The following is a 19,141-nucleotide window of genomic DNA, read 5'->3' on the forward strand; positions in this document are numbered from 1 at the left end:
GAACAGATCTGAATCGAGCCTGCGGCCTATCGCGGGGAGCGCTCTCCCGCCCTGGGCCGCGCGCGGACGTGCATCCGCTCCCCGCTCTTGCCCAGCACGGAGAGCACCTCGGCCGGCACCTCGCCGTCGCTGCCGAACCAGTGCGGTACCCGGGTGTCGAACTCGGCGACCTCGCCGGGGCCGAGCACGAGGTCGTGCTGGCCGATCACGATCCGCAGCCGGCCGCTGATGACGTAGAGCCACTCATAGCCCTCGTGGGCCTTCGGCTCGACCTGGTTCTTCGAGGTGGGGATGACGATCTTCCACACCTGCACCCCGCCGGGCCGGCGACTGAGCGGGATGACGGTCCGACCGTTGACCTGGTGCGGCTTCAGGTGGACCCGCGGGTCGCCGACCTGGGGCGCGCCGACCAGCTCGTCCAGCGGTACGCCGTACGCCTGGGCCAGCGGGAGGAGCAACTCGAGGCTGGGCCGGCGCTGCCCCGTCTCGAGGCGCGACAGCGTGCTCTTGGAGATGCCGGTGCTCTGGGCGAGGTCGGTCAGGCTCACGCCGCGCATCGACCGGAGCCGACGCAGACGGGGTCCGACCTCGTCGAGCGCCGCGGCGATGCGTGCATTCGGCTCGGCCACGCTTCCATCGAACCGCACGCTTCCCTCTTTCGGCAACAAAGGTTGCCGTCTTGGGGAAGCGCGTCGCACGCTCGTCCCCTCACCCGCGAAGAGAAGAGGCATCCCCCGTGACCGAACCGAACGCCCGTCCCATCGGCCCGCCGACCAAGCACCAGCTCGCACTGATGATCTGGCTCTGCGTGTTCCCGACACTCACCGTCCTCAACCTGACGCTGTCGGACTGGCTGCACTCCCTGTCGACGGTGCCGCGCACCCTCGTGCTGGCGACCATCGCCGTCCCGATCGTCATGTACGGCCTGATGCCGCGGCTGCAGAAGGCGCGGACGTGGGTGCTGACGCGTCGCAGAGCCTGACGGCAGCCAGGCCACCACGCTGGCATTCGAACATATGTTCGAGCACCATGGGTGGGTGAAGTCCGCCGATCTCTCCCCCGCAGCCGTCCTGGCCGCCGAGGAGTCCGGCGTGCTCACCCGACGCCAGGCCGACGTCGCCGCCGCCGAGCGACTCCTCGCCTGGTGCGACCTCCACTCGATCGATCCGCAGACCCAACCCCACGCCGTCCGATTTGTCCGAGCTGTGCTTCGCCGAGTTCGCCATCGCCGCCCACGCCGGCGTCATCGCCACCACCCACCGCGCCGGCGACCTCCTCGACCTGCGCCACCGCCTCCCCCACCTCTGGACTGCGGTCCGCGACCTGCACGTCGAGGTCTGGGTCGCCCGCAAGATCGCCTCGATGTCGCGCAAGCTCGCCAGCGAGCAGGCCACCCTCGTCGACCTCGCCGTCGCTCAGGCCGCCGACGAGTCCCCCGCGCGCCTGCTCACGATCGCCGAAGCCAAGGTCATCGAGGCCGACCCCGACGCCCACCGCCAACGCATCCGCGACGACGCCGCCAAGAAGGGCGTCTGGCTACGTCGCAAACGACCCGGCGACCGCGTCGACGAGCTCACCGCCGAAGCCGACGTCCAGGCCCTCACCCTGCGACTCTCCACAGCCGGCGCCGAGAACATCCACGAGACCATCCACCACCTCGCCGAGCTCCTCGCCGCCGAACATTCCCCCACCCACGACACCGACGACGACGTCAAGACGGTCGACCAGCTCCGTGCCGAAGCCGCCGAGCTGCTCGCCGACCCCGCCCCCGCGCTCCGCCTGCTCCGCGGCCCCGACGAGCCCGACCAGCCGAAGCCCGACCAGCCGAAGCCCGAGCAGCCGAAGCCGCGGCGCAAGCCAGCCACGATCGTGATCCACCTTCACGCGGACGTCCTCGGCGGCACCTGTGACGGCGTCGCCCGCGCCGAAGGGATCGGCCCCCTGCTCCTCGAACAGGTCCAAGCACTCCTGCAGGGGCGCGACATCACCCTCCAACCCGTGATCGACCTCAACCATGGCCACGCGGTCAACGGCTACGAGCACCCCACCGCGTGCCGACACCGCACCCTCCTGCGCACGACCCGCGACGTCTTCCCCACCCCCTACGAGCAGAACGGCCCACCCGGCCAGACCGGCGACCACAACGACGCGCCCTCTCGCCCGCCGCGAACACCGCACCAAGACCCACCTCGCCTACAAGATGAGGCAACTCGGCAAGGGCGCCTACCGCTGGGAGACGCCCCACGGACTCGCCCGCGTCGTCACCGGCCGCGGCACCACTCACGTCGAGCTGATCAAGACCGCCGACGGCGCCACCATCGGCGAGATCTACAACCAGCCCGGGTCGACCTCGTTGAACAGCTGGTCGCCACTCGCCAGCAGGTCGAGCATCGGGCCGACCTTCGGCAGTTCGTGGGTGAGGAAGTAGCGCCCGGCCGCCCGCTTGCCGTCGTAGAACTCCCCCGCCTTGCCGGCCACGGCGACCAGCTGGTCGAGCCACACCCAGGCGAGGACGACGTGCCCCGCGGCCTCCAGCGCGCTCGCCGCGTTGACGAGGGAGGTCCGGGGCTCGCCGGACTCCCAGGCGGTCGCGACGGCGGCGGCGAGCCGGTCGAGGGCGGCGTCGACGGCGTCGGCATAGGCGGTCACGTCGGTCCCGTCGGTCAGGTCGGCGTGGTCGGTGGCGCGAGCCCGGGCCGTGGTCGCCCGGATCGCGTCGACGAGGACCTGGAGGCCGCGGCCGCGGTCCATCACGAGCTTGCGGCCGAGCAGGTCGAGGGCCTGGATGCCATGGGTGCCCTCGTGGATGGGGTTGAGGCGGTTGTCGCGGTAGAGCTGCTCCACGCCGTACTCGCGGGTGTAGCCGTAGCCGCCGTGGACCTGGATGGCGAGGTCGTTGGCGGCCAGGCACCACTGGGAGGGCCAGCTCTTCACGATCGGCGTCAGGACGTCGAGCAGCGCGCCCGCTCGCGCCCGCTCGTCGTTGGACGGGTGGGTGAGCTGGTCGTCGAGGAGGAGCGCGGCACGCAGGACGAGGGCGAGGCCGCCCTCGACGTACGACTTCGCGGCGAGCAGCATCCGGCGCACGTCGGCGTGCTCGACGATCGGCACCGGGCCGGCGGCGGGGTCCTTGGCGCCGAGGGGGCGCCCCTGGACGCGCGTGCGGGCGTAGTCGAGGGCCCGGCGGTAGCCGGTGTAGCCGAGGGCGACGGCGCCCGCGCCGACGCCGATCCGCGCCTCGTTCATCATGTGGAACATCACCGCGAGGCCGCGGCCCTCGTCGCCGACCAGCTCGCCGACCGCGCCCGGCGCTCCCCCGGGCCGGTGGACGCCCTCGCCGAAGTTGAGGACCGTGTTGACGGTGCCGCGGAAGCCCATCTTGTGGTTGAGCCCGGCCAGGACGACGTCATTGCGCTCGCCGCGCTCGCCGTCGGCGCCGACGACGTACTTGGGCGTCGCGAACAGCGACAGCCCCTTGACGCCCGGCGGGGCGCCCTCGACCCGCGCCAGGACCAGGTGGACGATGTTGTCGCCGAGCTCGTGGTCGCCGCCGGAGATCCACATCTTGTTGCCGAACAGCCGGAACGTCCCGTCGGGCTGGCGCACCGCCCGCGTCGCGACGTCGGCCAGTGACGAGCCGGCCTGCGGCTCGGAGAGGCACATCGTCCCGAACCAGCGCCCGTCGAGCATCGGCGGCACGAAGCGCTCGACCTGCTCGGCCGACGCGTGGGCGAGCAGCAGGTTGGCGTTGGCCATGGTCAGCATCGGGTAGCCCGAGGTGGCGATGTTCGCGGCCTGGAACCACGCGAAGCACGCTTGCTGGACGACGCGCGGCAGCTGCCCGCCGCCGACCTCCTCGTCCATCCCGGCGCCGATCAGACCGGCGTCGGCGAACGCCTTCAACGCCTTCCCGACCTCGGGGATGATCGTCACCGTCGTGCCGTCGAAGCGCGGCTCGTTCTCGTCGCTCAGCGCGTTGTGCGGCGCGAAGTGCTCGGCGGCGAGCTCCGCCGACAGCTCGAGTACGGCGTCGAAGGTCTCGCGCCCGTGCTCGGCATAGCGCGGCCGCTCGCACAGCTCGGCGACCCGCAGCCACTCGTGGAGCAGAAAGTCGACGTCGCGGCGGGACAGCAGCAGGTCGGGGCTCATGGACCCAAGACTGCCATCGGCATCCCCTCGAGCGGCGCCCCGGCCACGGTGACCACGCCGACCATCCGGGCCGACGACCCCAGCAGGGTGGCGCCGTGGTCGGTGCGCAGCACGGACCGCCCGAACTGCACCTCCAGCACGCCGATCCTGAGCCGTCCGCCCTCGCGGACCAGCGCCACCTCGCCGCGCCGCGGACGGCGGTCGGCCGACACCAGCAGCTCGGTGCCGGCCGGCCAGCCGCGGGAGGCCAGGGCGTCGTTGCGCAGCCGGATCCGGTGGTCGCCACGATCGTCCTTCGTGGCGTCCTTCGTGGCGCCCTTCGCGGTGGGCGTCGGGGCGGGCGTCGGGCGCCTGGCCGCCCGCTCGGGCGCGGGCAGGTCGAGCGGGAGCGCCTCCTGGGCCTCGGCCGCCCGTCGTACCGAACGCATGTTCGAAGCCTAGCGCGCCTACGCTTCTGCCGTGGAGCCCCTCGGCCAGTACCCGGACCCGACCCACGTGGTCGCCCACCTCAGCGATCCGCACCTGCTCGCCGACCGCCTGCAGTACGGCGTGATCGACACCGCCGCCCATCTCGAGCGCGCCCTGCGACGGCTGCTGCGGGTCCCCACTGCCCCGCAGGCGCTGGTGTTCACCGGCGACCTGGCCGACCGCGGCGAGCCCGAGGCGTACGCGCGGCTGCGGGAGATCGTCGAGCCGGTCGCCGCCGAGCTCGGCGCGGAGGTGGTCTGGGTGATGGGCAACCACGACGACCGGCGGGCCTATGCGCGCGGGCTGTTCGACGTCGACAGCGACGCCCCGCAGGACCGGGTCCACGACGTCGCCGGGCTGCGGATCGTCGCGCTCGACACCAGCGTCCCCGGCTGGCACCACGGCGAACTGTCCGACGACCAGCTCGCCTGGCTGGCCGACGTCCTGGCCGAGCCGGCGCCGCACGGGACGCTGCTCGCGCTGCACCACCCGCCCATCCCGGTGCCGATGCTGCGGCTGGCCGAGCTGATCGAGCTGCACGACCAGCGGCGGCTGGCGGAGCTGGTCGCGGGCAGCGACGTCCGCGGGATCCTGGGCGGGCACTTCCACTTCACGTCGTACTCCACCTTCGCCGGCGTCCCGGTCTCGGTCGCGTCCGCGACCTGCTACACCTCCGAGCTCGCGCCGGACCGGCGGCTGCTGTCGGGGGTCGACGCCCACCAGACGTTCACCCTCCTGCACGTCTACGACGACCAGGTGGTGCACTCCGTCGTCCCGGCCTTCGACGGAGTCGAGGTGAGCGGCTACGGTCTCGAGATGCTCGACCCGTTCCGCGCCCTGTCCGCCGCCGAGCGCTTCGACGTCGTCTCCCGCAAGGACTCGCCGCTCTACGGCCGCGAGGCCTGATGCACGCCGTCCCCGACCGGCCGCGCCGGCTGCTGCTCGCCGTCGACGCGCCGTCCCTGCTCCACCGCAACCACCACGCGCGCGCCCACACGCGGCACCGCGACCGCTCCGGGCGGCCGGCGTGGGCGCTGCACGGGATGCTGCGGCAGATCCTGGAGTCGATCGACGCCTTCGCACCGGACGCCGTGATCTTCGGGCTCGACGACCGGACGGCGTCCTACCGCCGGGACGCCTATCCCGACTACAAGGCGGGCCGGGCGGAGAAGGACGCCGAGCTGGTCGAGCAGCTCGACCGCGCCGGCGCGCTCCTCGACGCGCTCGGCCTCGCGACGCTGACTCCCCCGGGCCTCGAGGCGGACGACGTCAACGCCTCGGCCGCCGAGTGGGCGCGGCGCAACGACTGGAACTGCGTGATCATCACGTCCGATCGCGACTCCTTCGCCCACATCAGCGAGCACACGCAGGTGCTGCGCCTCATCGACGGCGGGATCAACGGCTCGCCGCTGCTCAGCCCGGCCCGTCTCCAGGTCATGTACGGCGTGCCCGCCGAGCGCTACCTCGAGTACGCCGCCGTCCGCGGCGACGCGAGCGACAACCTGCCCGGCGTCCCCGGCATCGGCGAGAAGACCGCCGCCACCCTCCTCACCGAGGTCGGCTCGATGCAGGAGATCTGGGCCGACGTCGAGCACGACGAGGGCCGCTCGGTGATCGCGGCGCTCGACGCCTGGGCGGCCGAGACCGGCGGCCGCCGGATCGGCGCGACCGTCGTCAAGCGGCTCAGCGCGCCGGGTGCGCGCGACACCTTCGACTTCAACGTGCGGATGATGGCCGGCCGCACCGACCTCGACCTCGGCCTCACGCCCGACATCCCCGGCACGCCGGGGCTGCTCCCGCTCGACATCGCGCGCGTGGAGCGGGTGGTCGGGCACCTGAACATGGACGCGACGACCCAGCTGGCGCTGCGGGTGCTGACCGGCGACCCGGCGTCGGCGGGGCGAGCCTGAGACCCTTGACGACTGCCCGGGCGCGGGTCTGTGATGCCGCTATGGACGCACGCGAGGAGTTCCTCGACTGGTTCGCGACGACCTGGCGGCCCGCCGAGGTCGCGCTGCACGGCGGCGACGCGGGACCACGCGACCGCACCTGGGCTCGCCGGGATCCGGTGACCCTCTTCGGCGCCTGGTACGACGCGAGCGGGCCCGCCGCCGTCCGCGAGGTGTTCGAGCGGCTGGCCGCGACGTTCGGCGCGAGCATCGACGCCGACATCGAGCTGGTCGCGGCGGACGTGAGCGGCGACCTCGCTTACACGGTGCACCGCGAGCACACCCGGGCGCGGGTCGACGACGTCGACCGCACCTACAGCCTGCGCGTCACGCAGGTCTATCGCCGTGAGCCGGACGGGTGGAAGGTCGTCCATCGCCACGGGGACCCGGGCCCCGCTGCGCCATGATGGCCGGGTGACCGACGAGCCAGCACGGGGCCTGACCGAGGTGCTCGCGCGCCGCTTCCTCACCACCGACGCGGCGCGGCCCGACAAGGTGGCGCGCTGGCACGGTCGCGGGCGTCGTACGGCGCGCGAGAACATCGCCGACCTCGTCGACGAGGGCTCCTTCGTCGAGTACGGGCGCTTCGTCACCGCCGCCCAGGAGCAGCGGCGCGACCTCGCCGAGCTGGTCGTCGAGGCGCCGGCCGACGGGATCATCGGCGGGACGGCGCGCATCGACGGGCGCCCGGTCGCGGTCCTGTCCTACGACTACCTGGTCATGGCCGGCACGCAGGGCATGCGCGGGCACCGCAAGTCCGACCGTCTCATCGAGCTGGTCCGGCGGATGGCGCTGCCCACGGTGTTCTTCACCGAGGGCGGAGGCGGCCGTCCCGGCGACGTCGACCTGCCCGTCGTGTCGGGGCTCGACGTCGGGTCCTTCGCCCTGTGGGGTGCACTGGAGGGCGTGGTGCCGCGGATCGCGGTCGTGTCGGGGCGCTGCTTCGCGGGCAATGCGGTCCTCGCCGGGTGCGCCGACCTGCGGGTCGCGACGCCCGACGCCAACCTCGGGATGGCCGGGCCGGCAATGATCGCGGGCGGTGGGCTGGGACAGTTCGCGCCGGAGGAGATCGGCCCGGTCGAGGTGCAGGCGGCCAACGGTGTCCTTGACGTCGTGGTGGACGACGAGGAGGACGCGGTCGCCGTCGTCCGGCAGCTGCTGTCGTATCTCGAGCCGCCCCATTCCGGCGGAGAAGGCGGCGACCAGGACGAGCTGCGCGCGATGCTCCCCGCCAACGACCGCGAGGCCTTCGACGTCCGCCCCGTCGTCGAGCAGCTCGCCGACACCGACAGCGTCACCTGGCTCCGCGCCGGCTGGGCGCCCGAGCTGGTCACCGCGCTCGCGCGGATCGACGGCGTCGCCGTCGGGATCGTCGCCAACCAGTCCACCCACCTGGCGGGTGCGCTGACGTCCGACGCGTCTGCGAAGGCCGCCGACTTCCTCGAGCTGTGCGAGCGCTGGCGGCTGCCGGTGGTGTCGCTGGTCGACACCCCCGGCTTCATGGTCGGGCCGGACGCGGAGCGCACCGGCCTGGTCCGGCACGCCTCGCGGATGGTCACCGCGGGGGCGCGGCTCACCCAGCCGCTGGTGGGTGTCGTCCTGCGCCGCGGCTACGGCCTCGGCGCGCAGGCGATGCTCGGCGGCAGCACCCAGCGCCCGCTGCTGACCGTCGCCTGGCCCGACGCCCACCTCGGGCCGATGGGCCTGGAGGGCGCGGTCCGACTGGCGATGGCGCACGAGCTCGCCGCGCTGCCCGAGGAGGCGCGCGAGGCGCGGGTCGCCGAGCTGACCGCCGTCCAGCGCACGCACGCCGCGGCGCTGAACGCGGCACGGGTGTTCGAGATCGACGACGTGATCGACCCGGCGGAGACGCGGGCGGTCATCGGGGCGACGCTGCGCGCGGCACGGACCACACCAGCGCCGTACCCCGACCCGCACCGGAGTCGATGACGAGCGTCCCGCCGCGCTGCTCGGCGCGGGCGCGGATGTTGGCGAGCCCGCTCTCCACGGTGTCGTCGGCCATGCCCCGGCCGTCGTCGCGCACGGTCAGCACGATCCGGTCGCCGGCCGCGACGACCACCTCGACCGACCGCGCGTCGGCGTGCCGGCTGGCGTTGGACAGGCCCTCGGCGAGCACCGCCAGCAGGTCCGGTACGACGTCGTCCGGGACGAGCGTCCGCACCGGCCCCTCGAAGGTCAGCGACGGACGGAACTTCAGCGTCGACGCCGCCCGGTCCACGAGCCGGGTCACCTCGGCCTGGACGTCGCCGTCGGACTCGAGGCTGCTCAGCCCGAAGATCGCGCGCCGGATGTCCTTGATCGTCGCGTCCAGGTCGTCGACCGCCTGCTCCAGCCGCGCCGCCACCTCCGGCTTCTCGACCATCCGGGTCGTGCCCTGGAGCCCGAGCCCGACCGCGAACAGCCGCTGGATCACCAGGTCGTGCAGGTCGCGCCCGATCCGGTCACGGTCCTCGAAGACCGCGAGCCGGCGCTGGTCCTCCCGCGCCTCGGCGAGCTGGAGCGCGAGACCGGCCTGCTCGGCGTAGGTCGTAACCAGCTGCGCGTCGAGGGTGTGGAAGCGGTCCTCGTGCTCGGCCCGCCACCCCAGGGAGAGCGTCCCCGCGAGCCCGGTCGACGGCGAGAAGGGGACCACCAGGACCGGGCCGTCGAGCGGCTCGTCGGGCCCGTCGTCCTCGCCCACCGACACCCAGGCGGCGTCGGCACGGGCGATCTCGCGCGCCCGCTCCAGCAGCACGCCGTACGACGGCCGGTCGGGGTCGGCGGTCGCCAGCGCGGGCGCGATCTCGGCCGTCGCGCGCGCCCACTGCTCGCGGACCCGTGCCTCCTCGTAGAGCCGGGCGTTCTCGATCGCGACGCCCGCTGCGGCCGCGAGCGCGACGACGATCTCCTCGTCCTCGGCGGTGAAGTCGCCGCCACCGGCCTTCTCCGTCAGGTAGAGGTTGCCGAAGACGCGGTCGCGGATGCGCACCGGGACGCCGAGGAAGGAGCTCATCGGCGGGTGGTGCGGCGGGAATCCGTAGGACTCGGGGTGCTCGGCGATGTCGTGCAGCCGCAGCGGCTCCGGCCGGTCGATGATCAGGCCGAGCAGGCCGTGGCCGGTGGGCAGGTCGCCGATCTCGGCGGCCAGCTCGTCGGAGATCCCGTGGTGGACGAAGGTGCGGAGCCGGCGCTGGCGCCCGGCGCTGAGCACGCCCAGCGCGGCGTACCGGGCGTCCGCGAGGCGCGACGCGATGGCGACGATCCGGGAGAGCACGCCGTCGAGGCTCAGGTCGGCGGAGATGGTGACCACCGCGTCGAGCAGGAGCTGCAGCCTGGCCTGCTGGTCGAGCGCGCCGTGCATCCGGTCGAGCACCGCGCGGACGAGCTCTTCGAATTCGACCTCGTCGAGGTTCACGAGCGCCACGCTAGGGCATCGGGCCGGTCCGGCGGGACGGCACGGGCACAAAGGCCCGAGGACCCGGGACCCACGGACCTGCCCCCACGCGGCGCGCGTGCCGAGGATGGAGACGTCCCCGATGAGGAGGTGGTCCCGATGCCGATGTCCGAGGTCCAGCCCGGAAGGCTGATCACGCTGAGCGACGACGAGTGCTGGGACCACCTCCGTTCCCGCCCGGTGGGCCGGATCGCGTGGTCGGGGGCGCAGGGCGTCTCGGTGATCCCGGTCAACTTCGCCGTCGAGGACGGCGACCTGGTGATCCGCACGTCGCCGTACTCGCTGATGGCGCGCGACTGCGCCGACCGTGACGTGGCGTTCGAGGTCGACGACTTCGACGGGCTCGCGCACGAGGGCTGGAGCGTGCTCGTCCAGGGTCGCTGCACCCGCGACCGGATCGCTTCCGACGCGCCGACGCCGTGGGTGACCGGGCCGCGCACGCTCGGGCTGCGGATCACGCCGCGGCAGGTGGCGGGACGGCGGGTCAGCCGTCCGAGCGCGGCGCGTTCCTGACCGAGTAGATCGCCGCCTGGGTGCGGCTGGTCATGCCGAGCTTGGCGAGCAGCGAGGACACGTAGTTCTTGACCGTCTTCTCGGCGAGGTGGATCTCGCGGGCGATCTGCCGGTTGGTCATCCCCTGGCCGATCAGCTCGAGGATCCGGCCCTCCTGATCGGTGAGTGAGCCCAGCTGCTTGTCGACCGGCGGGCCGGTACGGATCCGCTCCAGCACCTGCGCGGTCACCGACGGGTCGAGCGTCGACTGGCCGGCGGCGACGCGGCGGACGATGTCGACGAGGTCGTTGCCGCGCACCTGCTTGAGCACGTAGCCCGCGGCGCCGGCCATGATCGCCGAGAACAGCGCGTCATCGTCGTCGTACGACGTCAGGATGAGCGCCCGGATCGACGGGTCCTGCGAGCGGACGTCACGGCACACGTCGATGCCGGAGCCGTCGGGCAGCCGGCCGTCGAGGATGGCGACGTCGGGCCGCAGGGCCGGGATCCGGCGGGCGGCCTCCTGGGCGGAGTCCGACTCCCCCACCACGACGATGTCGGGCTCGGTCTCCAGCAGGTCGCGGATGCCGCGCCGGATCATCTCGTGGTCGTCGAGGAGATAGACCCGGATCTGCGGCGAGGTCTCGCCCGTCACGTCGCTCACGGGATCCACGGTAGCCCCGGGCGGCCCCGCAACGGACCGGGACCGGACACCTTCCAGGAAAGGACCTTCGGCCCTGTCGCACCCACCGGCTACCCCGCACATTGGAGACGCCGAGTGGCACAGGAGGCGACGATGAGCACACCCCGGCTGTCCCAGATCGAGGCGGCGCCGACCGCAGTGGTCGAGCGCCTGGTGTCGCTCGCCTGCCTCGCCCCGAGCGTCCACAACACCCAGCCCTGGCGGTGGCGGTACGACGGCGGCCGGCTCTCGCTGAGCGCCGACCTCCGGCGCCGGCTGCCGGCCGAGGACCCGCGCGGCCGCAACCTGACGATCAGCTGCGGCGCCGCGCTGCACCACCTGCAGTTCGCGGCGCGCGCTCTCGGCTGGGACACGACCGTCGTCCGGCTGCCCCCGGACCCCGACGAGACCCTGCTCGCCGACGTCGTCGTGACCCGGCGCGGCCACCACGCGATCGAGCGCGGCGACATCGACCTGCTGCGTACCCGGTGCACCGACCGGCGCCGGTTCACCGCGTGGCCGGTCCCGCAGGACCGGCTCGAGGACCTGTGCCGGCTGGCCGCCCCGTGGGGCGTGCGTGCGCAGGCCCTCGTCGACGACGGCGACCGGTTCCGGCTCGAGCTGCTCGCCAACCGGGCGCTGACGTTCCTCGAGATCGACCGCGACCGGCAGGACGAGCAGGACCGCTGGATCGACCGCGCCACTCCTGAGGGCATCCCGCTCGACCTGCTGCCCGACGACCCCGAGCCGCTCCAGGCGCGTTCGCGCTTCCGCCCCGGCGTCCTGGAGGACACCCGGCTGGTGCTGCACGGCGGCGACCGGGTCATCGTGCTCGGGGGCCACGGCGACGACGTCGGCAGCTGGCTGCGCACCGGCGAGGCGATGAGCGCGATCTGGCTGGAGGCCACGCGCGCCGGGATGTCCGTCGTCCCGATGAGCCAGCCGATCGAGGTGGAGAGCATCCGCAGGGAGATCGGCCGCAGCGTGCTCGGCCGCGCGTTCGAGCCGCACCTGCTGCTCCGCGTGGGCTGGCAGGCGATCGGGCGACGCGGGCTGCCGCGCACGCCGCGGCGGCCGCTCGCCGACGTCCTGCAGGTCTGACGTCCGTCATCCGGGGGCCGAAAGTCCCGTCAGCACGGGGAATCCGGCCGTGGGTGGGCCGGTGGCGCCGTCCCTAGCGTGGACGCGTCAGCCTCCCACCTCTGCCAGGAGCCCTCGTGGACCCGACCGACATCGCCCGATGGCAGTTCGCCATCACGACCGTCTACCACTTCCTGTTCGTGCCGATCACGATCGGACTGTCGGCGATCATCGCCGGCTACGAGATCACCTGGCTGCGGACGCGCGACGAGCGCTGGCTCCGGCTGACGAAGTTCTTCGGCAAGCTCTTCCTCATCAACTTCGCCATCGGCGTGGTGACCGGCATCGTGCAGGAGTTCCAGTTCGGCATGAACTGGAGCGACTACTCCCGCTTCGTCGGCGACGTCTTCGGGGCACCGCTCGCGATCGAGGGCCTGCTCGCCTTCTTCCTGGAGTCGACCTTCCTCGGCCTCTGGATCTTCGGCTGGGACCGGCTGCCGGCCAAGCTGCACGCGGCCTGCATCGTGCTCGTGCACGTCGGGACGCTGTTCTCGGCGTACTTCATCCTGGCCGCCAACTCGTGGATGCAGCACCCGGTCGGCTACGCCTTCAACCCGCACACCGGCCGCGCGGAGATGAACGACTTCGCGGCGGTGCTCTTCAACAAGGTCCAGCTGGTCACCTTCCCGCACGTGGTGCTGTCGGCCTACCTGACCGGCGCCGCGTTCGTCGTCGGCATCGCGCTGTGGCACCTGCGCCGCGCGCGCACCGACGAGGACCGCGCCGTCTACCGGCCCGCCGTGCGCACCGGGGCCTGGATCGTCCTGGTCGCTGCGCTCGGCGTCGTCGTCAGCGGCGACCTGCAGGGCAAGGTCATGACCGAGGTCCAGCCGATGAAGATGGCGGCCGCGGAGGGCCTCTACGCGACCGAGGCGCCGGCGGCCTTCTCCGTCTTCCAGCTCGGCACGCTCGACGGCAGGCACGAGACCTTCTCGGTCAAGATCCCCGACCTGCTCTCCTTCCTCGCCACGGGCACGACGGACGGCGAGGTGAAGGGCATCGACGACCTGCGGGCCACGTACCGCGCGACCTACGGCGCCGACCCCGGCGCGACCTACTACTCCCCCGGCGACTACACGCCGGTGATCCCCCTGACCTACTGGACGTTCCGTCTGATGATCGGCCTCGGCATGGCCGGCATGGCCGTCGCCGCCTGGGTGCTGTGGGTGACCCGCCGGGGCCGGACACCCCAGGGCCGGGCCGTGCTGGCGGCCGCGATCGCGCTGCCGTTCCTGCCGCTGCTCGCCAACTCCTTCGGCTGGATCTTCACCGAGCTGGGCCGCCAGCCGTGGGCCGTCTTCGGCCTGATGACGACCGAGCACTCGGTGTCACCGGGGCTGACGACGACCGAGGCGTGGATCTCGCTGCTCACCCTCACCGCCGTGTACGGCGTCCTGGCGGTGGTCGAGGTGCGGCTGATGCTGACCTGGATCCGCAAGGGCGCCGAGGAGCTGCCGCCCGACGTCCCCGCAGGGGCCGACCAGGGCGGGGACCGTCCCCTCGCCTTCGCCTACTGACCGCGAGGAGACATCGTCATGGAGCTCACCACCGTCTGGTTCATCCTCATCGCGGTCCTCTGGATCGGCTACTTCGCCCTCGAGGGCTTCGACTTCGGCGTCGGCATGCTGCTGCCGGTGCTCGCCCGCGACGACACCGAGCGCCGGGTCATGATCAACACGATCGGCCCGGTCTGGGACGGCAACGAGGTGTGGCTGCTCGTCGCCGGCGGAGCCACCTTCGCCGCCTTCCCCGAGTGGTACGCCACCCTGTTCAGCGGGTTCTACCTGCCGCTGCTGGTGATCCTGGTGGCGCTGATCGTCCGCGGGCTCGCCTTCGAGTACCGCGCGAAGCGCCCCGACGACCGCTGGAAGCGGCGCTGGGACCAGGTGATCGTCGTCGGGTCGCTCGTGCCCGCCGTGCTGTGGGGCGTGGCGTTCGCGAATATCGTGCGCGGCGTCCCGATCGACCGGAACCTCGAGTACGTCGGCGGGCTGGTCGGACTGCTCAACCCCTACGCCCTGCTCGGCGGGCTCACCACGCTCGCGCTCTTCGTCACCCACGGCGCGCTGTTCATCGCGCTCAAGACCGACGGGGAGATCCGGCACCGGGCCCGTCGCCTGGGCGTCCGGGCGGTCGCGGTGACCGCGGTGCTCGCCGTCGCCTTCCTTGGCTGGACGCAGGCGCAGCACGGATCCGTCGGGTCCGCGGTCGCCTTCGTCGTCGCCGCCGTGGCGCTGGTCGGCGGCGGACTCGCGGCCCGGGCCGGCCGCGAAGGCTGGGCCTTCGTCGGGACCTTCGTCGCGATCGCGCTCGCCGTCGCGGGCCTCTTCCTCGCCCTCTTCCCCGACGTCATGCCGACCACGCTGGCCGACGGGGCCAGCCTGACGACCACCAACGCGGCCGCGACGTCGTACACGCTGCGGATCATGACGGTGACCGCGGTGATCTTCACGCCGCTGGTGCTGCTCTACCAGGGCTGGACCTACTGGGTGTTCCGCAAGCGGATCGCCACGCACCACATCCCCACCGCAGAGCTCGCGTCGGCGCGATGAGGCCCGCGGACCCGAGGCTGCGCCGGCTCCTCGTCCCGGCGCGGGCCGCCCTCGGCGGCGTCGTCGCCGCCGGGGTGGCCGGCGGGCTGCTGGTGATCGCCCAGGCATGGGCGGTCACCGGGCTGATCGTCGCGGTGCTGCGTGGCGCCGACGTGCTCGGTTGGGGGCTGGCCGTCGTCGTCCTGCTCGCGCTGCGCGGGGTCGCGGGCGCGGTCGGCGATCTCTGCGCCACCCGGGCGGCCGCGACGGTGGGCACGGTGCTGCGACACCGGCTGCTGCGCGCCCTCCTGGAGCGCCCCGGCAGGACGGACGACGGCGAGCTCGCCGTCCTGGTGACTCGCGGCGTCGCGGCCTCGGAGCCCTACCTCACCCGCTACCTTCCCACCCTCGTCGTCGCCGCCGTGCTGCCGCCGCTGACCGTCGTCGCGATCGCCACCCAGGACCTCCTCAGCGCCGGCATCGTGCTCGCCACGCTCCCGCTGGTGCCGGTCTTCGGCGCCCTCGTCGGCCTGGCCACCCGCGACCGCGCGGCGGAGCAGTGGCGGGCGATGGCCTCGCTGTCGGGCCACTTCCTCGACGTGGTCCGCGGGCTGCCGACGCTCGTCGCCTACCGGCGCGCGAACGCGCAGAGCCGCCGGATCGCCGCGATCACCGACCGCTACCGGCGCGCGACTCTGCGGACGCTGCGGATCGCGTTCGCGTCGTCCGCGGTGCTCGAGCTGGTGGCGACGCTCTCGGTCGCGCTCGTCGCGGTCACGGTCGGCGTCCGCCTGGCGGCGGGCGGGCTCGGCCTGCACACCGCACTCGTCGTCCTGCTGCTGGCGCCGGAGGCGTACTGGCCGCTGCGGCGCGTGGGCGCGGAGTTCCACGCCGCCGCCGAAGGAGCGGCCACCTTCGAGGCGGCCCACGACCTGCTCGCCGTACCGGCGGACGAGGTGGACGCCGCCGCGCCGCGCGACCTGCCCCTGGTGCTGGACGGTGTCGGCGTCACCTATCCCGGCCGGAGCGTGCCGGCGGTGCGGGACGTCTCCGCGCTCGTCCCCGCACGAGGGATCACCGCACTGACCGGGCCGTCCGGCTGCGGCAAGTCCACCCTGCTCGCGGCCGTCGCCGGCCTGAGGCCGCTCACCACCGGCACCATCGCGTCCGGCGGCGTGGTGGTCGGTGGACCGTCCTGGCAGGCGCAGATCGCGTGGCTGCCGCAGCAGCCGCAGTTCGTCGCCGGCAGCATCGCCGACAACCTCCGGCTCGCCCGGCCCGACGCCTCGGACGAGCGGATCTGGGCGGCGCTGCGCGAGGTCGCGCTCGAGGAGCGGGTGCGGGCGCTGCCGGGCGGTCTCGACGCCCCGCTCGGCGAGGACGGCACCACCCTCTCCGCCGGCGAGCGCGCCCGCCTCGCCCTGGCGCGGGTGGTGCTCGCGGACCGGCCGTGGGTGCTGCTCGACGAGCCGACCGCGCACCTGGACGACCTCACCGAGCAGGTGATCGCCGACACCATCGCCGGGCTCGGCCGGCGCAGCAGTGTCATCGTGGTGGCGCACCGGACGCGGCTGGTCGCGCTGGCCGACCGACGGCTGGAGCTGGCGGCGCCGCTGCCGTCGCCCGCGCCGTCCACGCGGTCGGTGGCTCCGGCCGCGCCCGCCGCTCCCGCCGCGCCGGAGATCGCACCGGAGGCCACGTCCGCAGCGCGCCGTACGCTCGCGGGCGCCGCGGTGATCGGCGCCCTCGCCTCCGCGTCCGGCGTCGCGCTGACCGCCACCGCGGGCTGGCTGATCGTCCAGGCGTCGACCCGTCCGGCCGTGCTCACCCTGCTGGTCGCGGTGGTCGGGGTCCGGGCGTTCGGCCTGGCCCGTCCGGTCCTGCGGTACGTCGAGCGGCTCCGCTCCCACGACGCCGCGCTGCGCCTGCTGGCGCGGCGGCGGGTGGAGGTCTACGAGGCGCTGGTCCCCCTGGTCCCGGCCCGGCTCGGCCACCGCCGCGGCGACGCCCTGAGCGCGATCGTCGACGACGTCGACAGCGTGGTCGACCGGCAGTTGCGGGTCCGGCTGCCCCTGGTCCAGGTCGCCCTGGTGACCCTGCTCGCGACCGCGGTGGCGGGGCTGCTGCACCCGGTGGCCGGCCTGATCGTCGCCGCCTACGGCACGCTCGCCGGCGTCGCGTTCCTCGTCAGCCGGCACGGCGCGCGGCGCGCCGAGCAGGCGCTGGTCGGGCTGCGGGCCGAGCTCTCGACGCGGGTGGTCGAGGCGGTCCAGGTCGCCGACGAGCTGCGGATGTGGCAGCGGACCCTTCCCGTCGCCGACCAGGTCGCCGCGACGAGCGCCCGGATGGGGCGGGCGAGCTCCGTCGGCGCGGCATGGCTGACGGCCGCCCGCGGCCTGCTGCTGCTCGGCAGCGGCGCGGCCGTGGCCGGGACCGCGCTCACCGCCGGTGGCGTGTCGGGCCCGGTGATGGCCTTGCTCGTGCTGCTGCCGCTCGCTCTCACCGACGTCGCGCTCCCCTGCGCCGACGCGGGCGTCCTCGCGGTCCGCACCGCCGCCGCGGACGAGCGGCTGCGTGCACTGGAGCGCGTCGAGCCCGCGGTGGCCGACCGCCCCGGACTCCGGACCACCGTCGGCGACGACGTCGTGCTCGACGCGATGCGGGCGCGCTGGCAGGTGCGGGCTCCCCAGACGGCACCCGTCTCGCTCGACCTCGCGCCGGGCGACCGGATCGCTCTCGTCGGTCCGTCGGGCTCGGGCAAGAGCACGGTCGCCGCCGTCCTGCTGCGCTTCCTCGATCCCAGCGCGGGCGAGGCCCGGCTCGGCGGTGAGCGGCTCGACGACCTCTCGCTCGACGACGTACGCCGCCGGGTCGGCCTGGTCGACGACCACCCGCACGTCTTCGCCACCACCGTGGCCGAGAACGTCCGGCTGGCCCGCCCCGGCGCCACCGACGCCGAGGTCGAGGACGCCCTGCGGCGCGCCCACCTCGGTCCCTGGCTCGACAGCCTCCCCGACGGCCTGGCCACCTGGGTCGGCGCCGGCCATGCGGCCGTCTCGGGCGGCGAGCGCGCGCGGATCGGCGTCGCCCGCTCGCTGCTCGCCGAGCAGCCGGTCCTCGTCCTCGACGAGCCGACCGCCCATCTCGACCACGCGACCGCGGTGGCGCTCGCCCGTGAGCTCCTGACCGGACGGCGCGGCCGCTCGGTGCTGTGGATCACCCACGCCGACGCCGGCCTCGACCTGGTCGACCGCACCGTGGAGCTGACCCCCGAGCTGACTCCCGAGCTGACTCCCGGCCTGGGCGCAGGGGCCGAAGGTCCCGCCGGTTCCGGGGCCGCGGCCCGTGTCGCCCGGCCGCCGGCGACAGGAGGCTGGGGCCATGACCACTGAGCAGATCGACCCGGGCAGCATCGTCGTCGGCGCCGACGGATCCGAGGACGGCGACCGCGCGCTGCGCTGGGCCGCCGAGCAGGCCTTCCTCGAGCGTCGTCCGCTGACCATCGTGACGGCGACCGGGTCACCCGGCGTCCCGGTGGTGACGCCGGACCTGGTCGACCACGCCCGCGCCGTCGCCGAGGCTGCCCGGGCGGTCGCCGAGCACCTCCACCCCGGACTCGACGTAGCCACCGCGGTGCGCGTCGGCGACGCGCGCCAGGTCCTCGTCGACCTCTCCCGCCGGGTGCACCTGATCGTGCTCGGCTCACGCGGCCGTGGCGTCTTCAGGAGCACCGTCCTGGGCTCGGTGAGCGCGGCCGTCAGCCGCGACGCCGCCTGCCCCGTCGTCGTCTGCCGCCCGGAGCGCCGCCGGACCGGCGAGCCCTACCGCGGCGTCCTGGTCGGCGCCGACGGGACGGCGGAGTCGCTGCCCGTCATCGAGTTCGCCTTCCAGCAGGCGTCGCTGCACCGGCTGCCGCTGACCGTCGTCCACGCGATGTGGGACGAGCTGGCCACGGCCCACCTGCCCGTCGAGGTGTCGGCCGACACGCAGGGGCTCGAGGAGCAGCGGCTGCTGCTCGCGGAGAGCGTTGCGGGCATGGCCTCGAAGTTCCCCGAGGTGAGCGTCGAGCAGCTGCTCGCCCGCGGGCTGCCCGAGGAGTGCCTGGCCGCCGACAGCAGCGCCTGGGACCTGGTCGTCGTGGGCCGGCACCCGGTCGACACCGTCCTGAGGCTGCTGTCCGGCGCCGTGGCGACCACCGTCGTCGAGCGCGCGCGGACCGTGGTCGCCGTCGTCCCCCAGTCGGATCCGTCGCCCGACCCGACATCGAGGAGCTGAC

17 protein-coding genes are annotated in these 19,141 nt (G+C 73.8%); 11 read left to right on the top strand and 6 right to left on the bottom strand.

Annotated features, from left to right (window positions below; translation table 11 throughout):
• Positions 1-26: 26 nt before the first annotated feature.
• On the bottom strand, positions 27-629 hold the full coding sequence (locus AB4880_RS00850) for a helix-turn-helix domain-containing protein (protein ID WP_367917301.1): 603 nt from the start codon (positions 627-629) through the stop codon (positions 27-29).
• 107 nt (positions 630-736) lie between these two features.
• Between AB4880_RS00850 and AB4880_RS00855 the strand changes: the two genes are divergently transcribed.
• Positions 737-982, top strand: a complete 246-nt coding sequence (locus AB4880_RS00855) for a putative antibiotic biosynthesis monooxygenase (protein WP_367917302.1) — start codon at positions 737-739, stop codon at positions 980-982.
• Between the two features lie 554 nt (positions 983-1,536).
• On the opposite strand, the gene AB4880_RS00860 is transcribed toward AB4880_RS00855, so the two are convergent.
• From AB4880_RS00860 to AB4880_RS00870, 3 genes are all read right to left on the bottom strand, one after another.
• Positions 1,537-2,016, bottom strand: a complete 480-nt coding sequence (locus AB4880_RS00860; protein WP_367917303.1) for a hypothetical protein — start codon at positions 2,014-2,016, stop codon at positions 1,537-1,539.
• 312 nt (positions 2,017-2,328) lie between these two features.
• Positions 2,329-4,149, bottom strand: a complete 1,821-nt coding sequence (locus AB4880_RS00865) for an acyl-CoA dehydrogenase (protein WP_367917304.1) — start codon at positions 4,147-4,149, stop codon at positions 2,329-2,331.
• Complete coding sequence (locus AB4880_RS00870) at positions 4,146-4,577, bottom strand: hypothetical protein (RefSeq protein WP_367917305.1); 432 nt, start codon at positions 4,575-4,577, stop codon at positions 4,146-4,148. Before AB4880_RS00870 ends, AB4880_RS00865 begins: the two co-directional genes overlap by 4 nt.
• Positions 4,578-4,608: 31 nt before the next feature.
• Here AB4880_RS00870 and AB4880_RS00875 point away from each other — a divergent pair, with 31 nt between their 5' ends.
• From AB4880_RS00875 to AB4880_RS00890, 4 genes are read left to right on the top strand one after another with little or no spacing between them, the layout of a single operon-like run.
• Positions 4,609-5,523: a metallophosphoesterase gene (locus AB4880_RS00875; RefSeq protein ID WP_367917306.1), complete on the top strand. Its 915-nt coding sequence runs from the start codon at positions 4,609-4,611 to the stop codon at positions 5,521-5,523.
• Positions 5,523-6,527 (top strand): 5'-3' exonuclease, encoded by a 1,005-nt coding sequence (locus AB4880_RS00880; RefSeq protein WP_367917307.1) that lies wholly within the window; start codon positions 5,523-5,525, stop codon positions 6,525-6,527. Before AB4880_RS00875 ends, AB4880_RS00880 begins: the two co-directional genes overlap by 1 nt.
• Positions 6,528-6,568: 41 nt before the next feature.
• Complete coding sequence (locus tag AB4880_RS00885; RefSeq protein ID WP_367917308.1) at positions 6,569-6,973, top strand: YybH family protein; 405 nt, start codon at positions 6,569-6,571, stop codon at positions 6,971-6,973.
• 7 nt (positions 6,974-6,980) lie between these two features.
• Entirely contained in the window at positions 6,981-8,516 is a 1,536-nt protein-coding gene (locus tag AB4880_RS00890; protein ID WP_367917309.1) for an acyl-CoA carboxylase subunit beta, read from the top strand.
• On the opposite strand, the gene AB4880_RS00895 is transcribed toward AB4880_RS00890, so the two are convergent.
• Complete coding sequence (locus tag AB4880_RS00895; protein ID WP_367917310.1) at positions 8,446-9,981, bottom strand: GAF domain-containing sensor histidine kinase; 1,536 nt, start codon at positions 9,979-9,981, stop codon at positions 8,446-8,448. The two genes, AB4880_RS00890 and AB4880_RS00895, sit on opposite strands and share 71 nt — an antisense overlap.
• A gap of 138 nt (positions 9,982-10,119) precedes the next feature.
• Here AB4880_RS00895 and AB4880_RS00900 point away from each other — a divergent pair, with 138 nt between their 5' ends.
• Entirely contained in the window at positions 10,120-10,533 is a 414-nt protein-coding gene (locus AB4880_RS00900; RefSeq protein WP_367917311.1) for a pyridoxamine 5'-phosphate oxidase family protein, read from the top strand.
• Here the strand turns inward: AB4880_RS00900 and AB4880_RS00905 are convergent.
• A complete protein-coding gene (locus AB4880_RS00905) occupies positions 10,505-11,176 on the bottom strand; it encodes a response regulator (protein WP_367917312.1) in 672 nt (223 codons plus the stop codon). The genes AB4880_RS00900 and AB4880_RS00905 overlap by 29 nt on opposite strands.
• A 132-nt stretch (positions 11,177-11,308) precedes the next feature.
• On the opposite strand from AB4880_RS00905, the gene AB4880_RS00910 reads away from it, so the two are divergent.
• From AB4880_RS00910 to AB4880_RS00930, 5 genes are all read left to right on the top strand, one after another.
• A complete protein-coding gene (locus AB4880_RS00910; RefSeq protein ID WP_367917313.1) occupies positions 11,309-12,295 on the top strand; it encodes an Acg family FMN-binding oxidoreductase in 987 nt (328 codons plus the stop codon).
• A 116-nt stretch (positions 12,296-12,411) separates the two neighbouring features.
• The gene (locus tag AB4880_RS00915; RefSeq protein WP_367917314.1) at positions 12,412-13,851 is read left to right on the top strand and encodes a cytochrome ubiquinol oxidase subunit I; all 1,440 of its coding nucleotides are present in this window, start codon (positions 12,412-12,414) and stop codon (positions 13,849-13,851) included.
• Between the two features lie 18 nt (positions 13,852-13,869).
• Positions 13,870-14,886, top strand: a complete 1,017-nt coding sequence (gene cydB / locus AB4880_RS00920) for a cytochrome d ubiquinol oxidase subunit II (protein WP_367917315.1) — start codon at positions 13,870-13,872, stop codon at positions 14,884-14,886.
• Positions 14,883-18,257 carry a thiol reductant ABC exporter subunit CydD gene (gene cydD / locus AB4880_RS00925; protein ID WP_367917316.1) on the top strand — a complete coding sequence of 1,125 codons (3,375 nt, stop codon included), beginning with the start codon at positions 14,883-14,885 and terminating at the stop codon, positions 18,255-18,257. The genes cydB and cydD overlap by 4 nt, the downstream gene beginning before the upstream one ends.
• A complete protein-coding gene (locus tag AB4880_RS00930; RefSeq protein ID WP_367917317.1) occupies positions 18,247-19,140 on the top strand; it encodes a universal stress protein in 894 nt (297 codons plus the stop codon). The genes cydD and AB4880_RS00930 overlap by 11 nt, the downstream gene beginning before the upstream one ends.
• The last annotated feature ends 1 nt before the right edge of the window (position 19,141 follow it).

Origin of the sequence: Nocardioides ginsengisoli, assembly GCF_039537225.1 — a bacterium.
Classification (GTDB): domain Bacteria; phylum Actinomycetota; class Actinomycetes; order Propionibacteriales; family Nocardioidaceae; genus Nocardioides; species Nocardioides ginsengisoli.

Coding starts and splice junctions, on each gene's coding strand:
- AB4880_RS00860 (WP_367917303.1), bottom strand. CDS start 2,016: ATGGTTGAGGTCGATCACGGGTTGGAGGGTGATGTCGCGCCCCTGCAG.
- AB4880_RS00865 (WP_367917304.1), bottom strand. CDS start 4,149: ATGAGCCCCGACCTGCTGCTGTCCCGCCGCGACGTCGACTTTCTGCTC.
- AB4880_RS00870 (WP_367917305.1), bottom strand. CDS start 4,577: ATGCGTTCGGTACGACGGGCGGCCGAGGCCCAGGAGGCGCTCCCGCTC.
- AB4880_RS00880 (WP_367917307.1), top strand. CDS start 5,523: ATGCACGCCGTCCCCGACCGGCCGCGCCGGCTGCTGCTCGCCGTCGAC.
- AB4880_RS00885 (WP_367917308.1), top strand. CDS start 6,569: ATGGACGCACGCGAGGAGTTCCTCGACTGGTTCGCGACGACCTGGCGG.
- AB4880_RS00900 (WP_367917311.1), top strand. CDS start 10,120: ATGCCGATGTCCGAGGTCCAGCCCGGAAGGCTGATCACGCTGAGCGAC.
- AB4880_RS00910 (WP_367917313.1), top strand. CDS start 11,309: ATGAGCACACCCCGGCTGTCCCAGATCGAGGCGGCGCCGACCGCAGTG.
- cydB (WP_367917315.1), top strand. CDS start 13,870: ATGGAGCTCACCACCGTCTGGTTCATCCTCATCGCGGTCCTCTGGATC.
- cydD (WP_367917316.1), top strand. CDS start 14,883: ATGAGGCCCGCGGACCCGAGGCTGCGCCGGCTCCTCGTCCCGGCGCGG.
- AB4880_RS00930 (WP_367917317.1), top strand. CDS start 18,247: ATGACCACTGAGCAGATCGACCCGGGCAGCATCGTCGTCGGCGCCGAC.